Raw genomic sequence first — 7,613 nt, forward strand, 5'->3', positions numbered from 1 at the left:
CCGGTCCGCCGCCGCGCCCGCCGCGGCCCGTCGCGTCGCACCCGGTCGCCCCTCCGCGGGGGCCACCGGGTGCCGTGTGCAAGTCTTGAACACATGTCGATCACCGCAACCGTCGTGGTGCTGCTCATCGCCGCGCTCCACGTCTACATCATGGTCCTGGAGATGTTCCTGTGGACCGGTCCGAAGGCCCGGGCCGCGTTCGGGACCAGTGCCGCCTTCGCCGCCGAGACGAAGGCGCTCGCCGCCAACCAGGGGCTGTACAACGGCTTCCTCGCCGCCGGGCTCGTGTGGGGCGCCGTGGCGTCCGACCCCGTGGGCTTCCAGGCCAAGGTGTTCTTCCTGGTGTGCGTGGCCGTGGCCGGCGCGTACGGTGCCGCCACGGCCAGCCGGAAGATCCTCTTCGTGCAGACCGTCCCGGCGCTGATCGGTCTGGCCCTGGTGCTGGCCGCCCGCTGAGCGGGGCACCGCCTTCGGCCGTATATCTTTGCGGGCGCCGAGGTAGGCCGCCGCACGCGGCGGATCGCTCCCCTGAAGAAGGCGGGTATGGGGCTCATCGATGTGGACCACGCAAGGCTGGTCGTCGCGGCGCAGGCGGGTGACGACCGGGCGCGCGAGGAGCTGATCGCCGCGTACCTGCCGTTGGTCTACAACATCGTCGGACGGGCCCTCAGCGGACACGCCGACGTCGACGACGTCGTCCAGGAGACCCTGCTGCGCGTGGTGCGCGACCTGCCCGCCGTGCGCACCCCGGGGAGCTTCCGGTCCTGGCTCGTGTCGATCACGCTCCGCCAGATCGACACCCACCTGTACCGGAAGCACGCCGCCGCCGACCGCACCACGGCCATCGACGAGGCGGGCCAGATACCCGACGGCGCCGCCCCACCCGTGGACGTGGCGATCCTGCGGCTGCACGTCTCGGACGAGCGCCGTCGGGTCGTCGAGGCCGGCCGGTGGCTCGATCAGGACCACCGGCTGCTGCTGTCCCTCTGGTGGCAGGAATGCGCCGGACTGCTGAGCCGTGACGACGTCGCCGCCGCGACGGGGCTCACGGTCGCCCACGTCGGCGTCCGCGTGCAGCGCATGCGCGAGCAGCTGGAACTGTGCCGGACGATCGTCACCGCGCTGGCGGCCGACCCGCGCTGTCCCCGGCTCGGCGAGACCGTCGTCGGCTGGGACGGCCGACCCGCGTCGGTGTGGCGCAAGCGGATGGCGCGGCACATCCGCGACTGCCCGGTCTGCGCGGGGACGACGACGGACCGGGTGCCGGCCGAGCTGCTGCCCCTCAGCCTCACGACGCTGGCCGTCCCGGCCGCCCTGATCTCCGCGCTGGTCGCCAAGGGCCTGCTGTCGGGCACCGCGGCGCACGCCGCCGGGCTGGCCACGGCATCCTTCGCCGCCGGCACGGCGACGGGGGGAGGCGGTCTGCACGGCGCGGTTCTCGGCAAGCTCCAGGCGGCCGTGACCGCTCATCCGCTGGTGAGCCTCGCCGCCGGCGCGGTGCTCGTCGCCGGGACCACCGCCTACGTCACCTGGCCCGAGCCGGTGCCCCGGGCGCCCGCCGTCACCGCCGCGCCCACCGTCGCCGCCGCCCCGCCGACCCCGTCGCGCACCGCCCCGTCCGACACACCGTCTCCTTCCGGCACACCGTCCCCGTCCGACACACCGTCCCCGGCTGCTCCGTCCGCCACCCCGGCCACCGTCCCGCTGGGCGCCCGGTCGCTGGAGTCCGTGGACCTACCCGGCCTGTTCGTCACCTACGACGGCGACTTCGCGACCCTCGGCCGCGTCTCCGCCTCCAGCGGAGCGCAGGTCCGGCAGCGGGGCACCTTCACGGTCGTCGAGGGGCTGGCCGACCCGCGGTGCGTCACCTTCCGCGCCGCCGACGGCCGGTACCTCCGCCACCACTACCTGCGGCTGCGGCTGAGCACCGACGACGGCAGCGCGCTGTTCCGCGAGGACGCGACCTTCTGCCCGCGCCCCGGGGCGGCCGCGGGGTCGGTGACGCTGCACGCGCACAACTACCCCGAGTCGGTCCTCCGCCACCGTGACGGCGCCATCCGGCTCGACGGCTCCGACGGCACACCGGCCTTCGCCGGCCAGGCGTCCTTCGTCGTGCGCGGCGCCTGGGGCTGACAACCGCTCCCGGGCCCCGCCCACCAGGCGGGGCCGAGCGCGGCTGGCCCGTTCCGCGGGGACGGCCGGACGGCGGGGCCCGGCATAACGATTTCCGCCTGAGACATGCGTCACCGGGCGATTTTCCGGAGGGCGCTACTTTTCCGTTACGCGGCCGGGTCTCCGGCGGCCTCCACTTCAGGGGGGACCTTCCCCCACCGACGTATCCCCTGAAGAAGGCCTTCCCATGACGCGACACACCCCTGTCGACCGCGACCTCCGAGGCACCTCGTGAAGGGCCTGCACCGGCTCCGCCGGCGGCGCCGCACCCTGGTGACGGGACTGACGGCCGCCGCGGTGGTGGCCGGGGCCGCCCTGACGCTCCTCCCCAGCTCCGCCGGAGCCGCCTCCCTGGGCACCCAGGCGGCGCCCTCGGGCCGGTACTTCGGCACCGCCGTGGCCGCCGGCAGGCTCGGAGACTCCGCGTACACCGCGATCTCGGACCGGGAGTTCAACATGGTCACCCCGGAGAACGAGATGAAGTGGGACGCCGTCGAACCGTCCCGCGGCACCTTCACCTTCGGCCCCGCGGACCGGATCGTCGAGCGCGCCCTGGCCCGCGGCCAGCGCCTGCGCGGCCACACCACCGTCTGGCACTCGCAGCTTCCGGCCTGGGTCAGGTCCATCCGCGACGCGAAGACCCTGCGCGGCGTGATGAACCATCACATCACCACCCAGATGACCCACTTCAAGGGCAAGATCTACGCCTGGGACGTGGTCAACGAGGCGTTCGAGGACGGCGGCAGCGGCCGGCTCCGCGGCTCGGTCTTCCGCGACGTGCTGGGCGACGGCTTCATCGAGGAGGCGTTCCGCACCGCCCGTGCGGCCGACCCCTCGGCCAAGCTCTGCTACAACGACTACAACATCGAGAACTGGTCGGACGCCAAGACCCAGGGCGTCTACCGCATGGTCAAGGACTTCAAGTCCCGTGGCGTGCCCCTCGACTGCGTCGGCTTCCAGAGCCACTTCGGCGCGGGCGGCCCGCCGGCGAGCTTCAGGACGACCCTGGCCGGCTTCGCCGCCCTGGGCGTCGACGTGCAGATCACCGAGCTGGACATCGCCCAGGCGTCACCCGCGCACTACGCGAACGCGGTCGGCGCGTGCCTGTCCGTGGCGCGGTGCACCGGCATCACGGTGTGGGGCGTCCGCGACAGCGACTCCTGGCGCAGCGGGGAGAGCCCCCTGCTGTTCGACGCCGCAGGCAAGCCCAAGCCCGCGTACACCGCCGTCCTGGACGCGCTCAAGGCGGGCTCCGGCACCACCCCGGTCGAGCCGCCCGTCCGCACCGGGGAGCTCAAGGGCGTGGCCTCCGGCCGCTGCGTCGACGTCCCCGCCTCCGCCGGCGCCACCGCCAACGGCACCCGGGCACAGCTGTGGGACTGCTCCGGCCGGACCGGCCAGCGCTGGACGTACACCGGTGCCAAGCAGCTGAAGGCCCACGACGGCAGGTGCCTGGACGCCAAGGGCAAGGGCACCACCAACGGCACCCCGGTGGTCGTCTGGGACTGCAACGGCGGCGCCAACCAGCAGTGGAACGTCAACACCGACGGCACGATCACCGGCGTCCAGTCCGGGCTCTGCCTCGACGCCGTCGGCGCGGCCACCGCGAACGGCACCTGGATCCAGCTGCACGCCTGCGCGTCCGTCGCCAACCAGAAGTGGACCGGCCCGTCCGGGACGGGCGGCGGCACGTGCGCCCTCCCGTCGACGTACAAGTGGCGTTCGACGGGCGCCCTCGCGCAGCCGAGGAACGGCTGGGCGGCGGTGAAGGACTTCACCCACGTGGTGCTGGGCGGCAAGCACCTGGTCTACGCGTCGAGCGCGTCGGGGACCTCCTACGGCTCGATGGCGTTCAGCCCCTTCACGCAGTGGTCGGACATGGCATCGGCCGGGCAGACCGGGATGAAGCAGAACGCGGTGGCGCCCACGCTCTTCTACTTCGCGCCCAAGAAGATCTGGGTCCTGGCGTACCAGTGGGGCGCGTCGCCCTTCAGCTACCGCACGTCCAGCGACCCCACCGACCCCGACGGCTGGTCCGCGCCGCGACCGCTGTTCACCGGGAGCCTCCCCGACTCCGGCACCGGCCCGATCGACCAGACCCTGATCGCCGACGGCACGCACATGTACCTGTTCTTCGCCGGTGACAACGGCAAGATCTACCGGGCGAGCATGCCGATCGGGAACTTCCCGGGCAGCTTCGGCTCCTCGTACACGACGGTCATGAGCGACACGGCGAAGAACCTGTTCGAGGCGCCCCAGGTCTACAAGGTCCAGGGCCGGAACCAGTACCTCATGATCGTCGAGGCCCGTGGCACCAACGAACGGCGCTACTTCCGCTCGTTCACCGCGACCAGCCTGAGCGGCTCGTGGACCCCGCAGGCCGCCACCGAGAGCAACCCCTTCGCGGGCAAGGCCAACAGCGGCGCCACCTGGACCGACGACATCAGCCACGGCGATCTGGTCCGCAGCAACCCCGACCAGACCATGACCATCGACCCCTGCGACCTGCAGTTCCTCTACCAGGGCAAGTCCCCCACCGCGGGCGGCCCCTACGACCGGCTGCCCTACCGGCCGGGTGTCCTCACCCTGCAGCGCTGATCCACCTGATCCACCCGATCCACCTGATCCACCCCGATCCACTTGATCCACGGCTTCACAAGGAGCACACCCCCCATGAACAACCCCTCGAACGGCGGGCGCCGCGGGCGTCACCGCCGCCGCTGGAGCGCCACCGCCCTGCTGCTCGGAGTGCCCGCCGCCGTCGTGCCGTACCTCCTGTTCACCCAGGACGACTCGCAGGCCGCGACGGTCGACGGCGACGCCTACTACCGGCTGGTCTCCGTGCGCAGCGGCAAGGTCCTCGACGTCAACGGCTTCTCCACGGCCGACGGCACCCGCATCCACCAGTGGACCGACCAGAACACCGCCAACCAGCAGTGGCGACTGAGGTCCACCGGAAACGGCTACTACGAGCTGGTGAACCGCAACAGCGGCAAGGTGCTGGGCATAGCCGGCGGCTCCACCGCCCAGTCGGCCGCCGCAGAGCAGCAGACCGACAGCTCCTCCGCCTCCCAGGAGTGGCGGATCGACGACGTGAGCGGGTCCGACGCCGTCACCTTCACCTCCCGCGCCAGCGGCCTGGTCCTGGACGTCCACGGAGCGTCCACGGCCGACGGCGCGGCGATCATCCAGTACTCCGGCAAGGGCAGCACCAACCAGCAGTGGAAGCTGGTCGAGGTGACCGGCACCCAGACCGAGGCGGCCGGACCGTACAGGTGGAAGAACGCCCAGGTGGTCGGCGGCGGTTACGTCACCGGCCTGGTGTTCAACCCGCGCGAGAAGGGCCTGCTGTACGCGCGCACCGACATGGGCGGCGCCTACCGCTGGGACGCCGCGGCCGAGCAGTGGATCCCGCTGACGGACTGGGTCGGCGACAAGGACTGGAACCTGCTGGGCATCGACGCGGTGGCCACCGACCCCGTCGCACCCGACCGGCTCTACCTCGCGGCCGGCACCTACACCAACGAATGGGCCGGCAACGGCGCGATCCTGCGCTCCACCGACCGGGGACGCACCTTCCAGCGCACCGACCTGCCCTTCAAGCTGGGCGCCAACGAGTCCGGCCGCGGCGCGGGCGAACGGCTGGTGATCGACCCCTCGAACCCCGGCACCCTGCTCCTCGGCACCCGCAAGAACGGCCTGTGGCGCAGCACCGACCACGGCACGACCTGGCGCCAGGTCTCCTCGTTCCCCGTCAAGGACGGGGCGGGCAGCGGCGCGGGCATCTCGTTCGTGACGTACGGTCCGGCCGGCAGCAGGACGATCTACGTCGGCGTCGCCGACAGGTCCACCTCCCTGTACCGCTCCACCGACGGCGGCGGCACCTGGCAGGCCGTCCCCGGGCAGCCCACCGGCCAGATGCCGCAGCACGGCGTGGTGTCCGGCGACGGCTCGCTGTACCTGACGTACACCGACGACCTCGGGCCCAACGGCGTGACGGCGGGCTCGGTGTGGAAGCACACCCCGTCCGGCGGGGCCTGGAAGGACATCTCGCCGTCCCGGGGCGGCTACGGGTTCTCCGGTCTGGCCGTCGACCCGCGGAAGCCGTCCACGGTGATGGTCACCACCCTCGACCGCTGGTGGCCCGAGGACGAGATCTACCGCACCACCGACGGCGGCACGACGTGGACGGCCCTGGCCGACAAGTCGGTACGGAACGCCTCGGCCGCTCCGTACGTCACCACCCACACCGGGCACTGGATGACCGCGCTGGCCATCGACCCCTTCGACTCCGGGCACGTGCTGTACGGCACCGGCAACGGCATCTGGCGCAGCAAGGACGCCGCCGCCACCGACAGCGGCGGCACCAGCCACTGGACCCCGGGCGCGCGCGGTCTCGAGGAGACCGCGCTGATGGACGCGATCGCCCCGCCCGGCGGCGCCACCGTCGTCACCGCCATGGGCGACCAGGGCGGCTTCCGCCACGACTCCCTGACCACGGTGCCCGCCGGGCGGCTGAGCAACCCGACGATGGCCAACAGCACCGACATCGACTTCGCCCAGGCGAACCCCACGACGATGGTCCGCGTCGGCCGGGGCGGCGCGCAGGACGGCGCCTACTCCACCGACGGCGGCACCACCTGGAAGGGCTTCACGGCGGAGCCGGTGCGCGACGCCCAGGACGGCCATGTCGCGCTCGCGGCGGACGGCAGGACCATCGTCTGGACCCAGGCCGGCCAGGCCCCGTACCGCTCCACCGACAAGGGAACGACCTGGTCGAAGGTCGGCGGCCTGGGCACCGGCGCCGTGGTCGTCGCCGACCGCTCCTCGGCCGGTACCTTCTACTCGCTGGCCGGCGGCACCCTCTACGCCAGCACGGACGGCGGCGCGACCTTCACCGCCCGCGCGTCCGGCCTGCCCTCCGGTCGGCTCACGGCCGTCCCCGGCATCGCCGGGGACCTGTGGATCGCCGACGGCGGCAAGGGGCTGCTGCACTCCACCGACGGCGGCCGCACCTTCACCACGCTCAGCACGGTGAAGTCCGCCTCCGCCCTGGGCTTCGGCAAGGCGGCGCCGGGCGCCTCCTACCAGGCCCTGTACCTGATCGGCACGGTCAAGGACGTCGCCGGAGTCTTCCGCTCCACCGACAAGGGCGCCACCTGGATCCGCGTCAACGACGACGCCCACCAGTGGGGCAACATCACCGGCCCCGGCGTCGTCACCGGCGATCCCGACACCTTCGGCCGCGTCTACATCGGCACCAACGGACGCGGCCTCCAGTACGGCGACCCGTCCTGACCCCGAAGCCCTGAGCGGGGCCGCGGGCACCTTCGCCCGCGGGCCCCCCCGCGCGCCCACCCGGGGGGGGGGGGGGCGCCGCCGCGCGGGCGGGGGGGGGCCCCGGCGGGCGGGGGCCCGCGGGCGAGAAACTTTAGCGCCGG

General features: G+C 72.8%; 4 protein-coding genes. All 4 read left to right on the plus strand.

All coding sequences use genetic code 11. The features are described 5' to 3' along the window. The first annotated feature begins 93 nt into the window (after positions 1-93). The 4 genes from ACFW1I_RS08230 (at position 94) to ACFW1I_RS08245 (ending at position 7,470) form a co-directional block, all read left to right on the plus strand. On the plus strand, positions 94-456 hold the full coding sequence (locus ACFW1I_RS08230) for a DUF1304 domain-containing protein (protein WP_384667365.1): 363 nt from the start codon (positions 94-96) through the stop codon (positions 454-456). A gap of 87 nt (positions 457-543) precedes the next feature. Continuing rightward, on the plus strand, positions 544-2,133 hold the full coding sequence (locus tag ACFW1I_RS08235; RefSeq protein WP_384667368.1) for a sigma-70 family RNA polymerase sigma factor: 1,590 nt from the start codon (positions 544-546) through the stop codon (positions 2,131-2,133). A gap of 270 nt (positions 2,134-2,403) precedes the next feature. Further along, entirely contained in the window at positions 2,404-4,770 is a 2,367-nt protein-coding gene (locus tag ACFW1I_RS08240) for a non-reducing end alpha-L-arabinofuranosidase family hydrolase (RefSeq protein WP_384667370.1), read from the plus strand. 75 nt (positions 4,771-4,845) lie between these two features. After that, positions 4,846-7,470: an RICIN domain-containing protein gene (locus tag ACFW1I_RS08245; RefSeq protein WP_384667372.1), complete on the plus strand. Its 2,625-nt coding sequence runs from the start codon at positions 4,846-4,848 to the stop codon at positions 7,468-7,470. The last annotated feature ends 143 nt before the right edge of the window (positions 7,471-7,613 follow it).

Source organism: Streptomyces sp. NPDC058955 (assembly GCF_042741435.1).
GTDB lineage: Bacteria > Actinomycetota > Actinomycetes > Streptomycetales > Streptomycetaceae > Streptomyces.

Excerpts from the sequence above, each read along its gene's own strand:
- ACFW1I_RS08235 (WP_384667368.1), top strand. The coding sequence starts at position 544 with ATGGGGCTCATCGATGTGGACCACGCAAGGCTGGTCGTCGCGGCGCAG.
- ACFW1I_RS08230 (WP_384667365.1), top strand. The coding sequence starts at position 94 with ATGTCGATCACCGCAACCGTCGTGGTGCTGCTCATCGCCGCGCTCCAC.
- ACFW1I_RS08245 (WP_384667372.1), top strand. The coding sequence starts at position 4,846 with ATGAACAACCCCTCGAACGGCGGGCGCCGCGGGCGTCACCGCCGCCGC.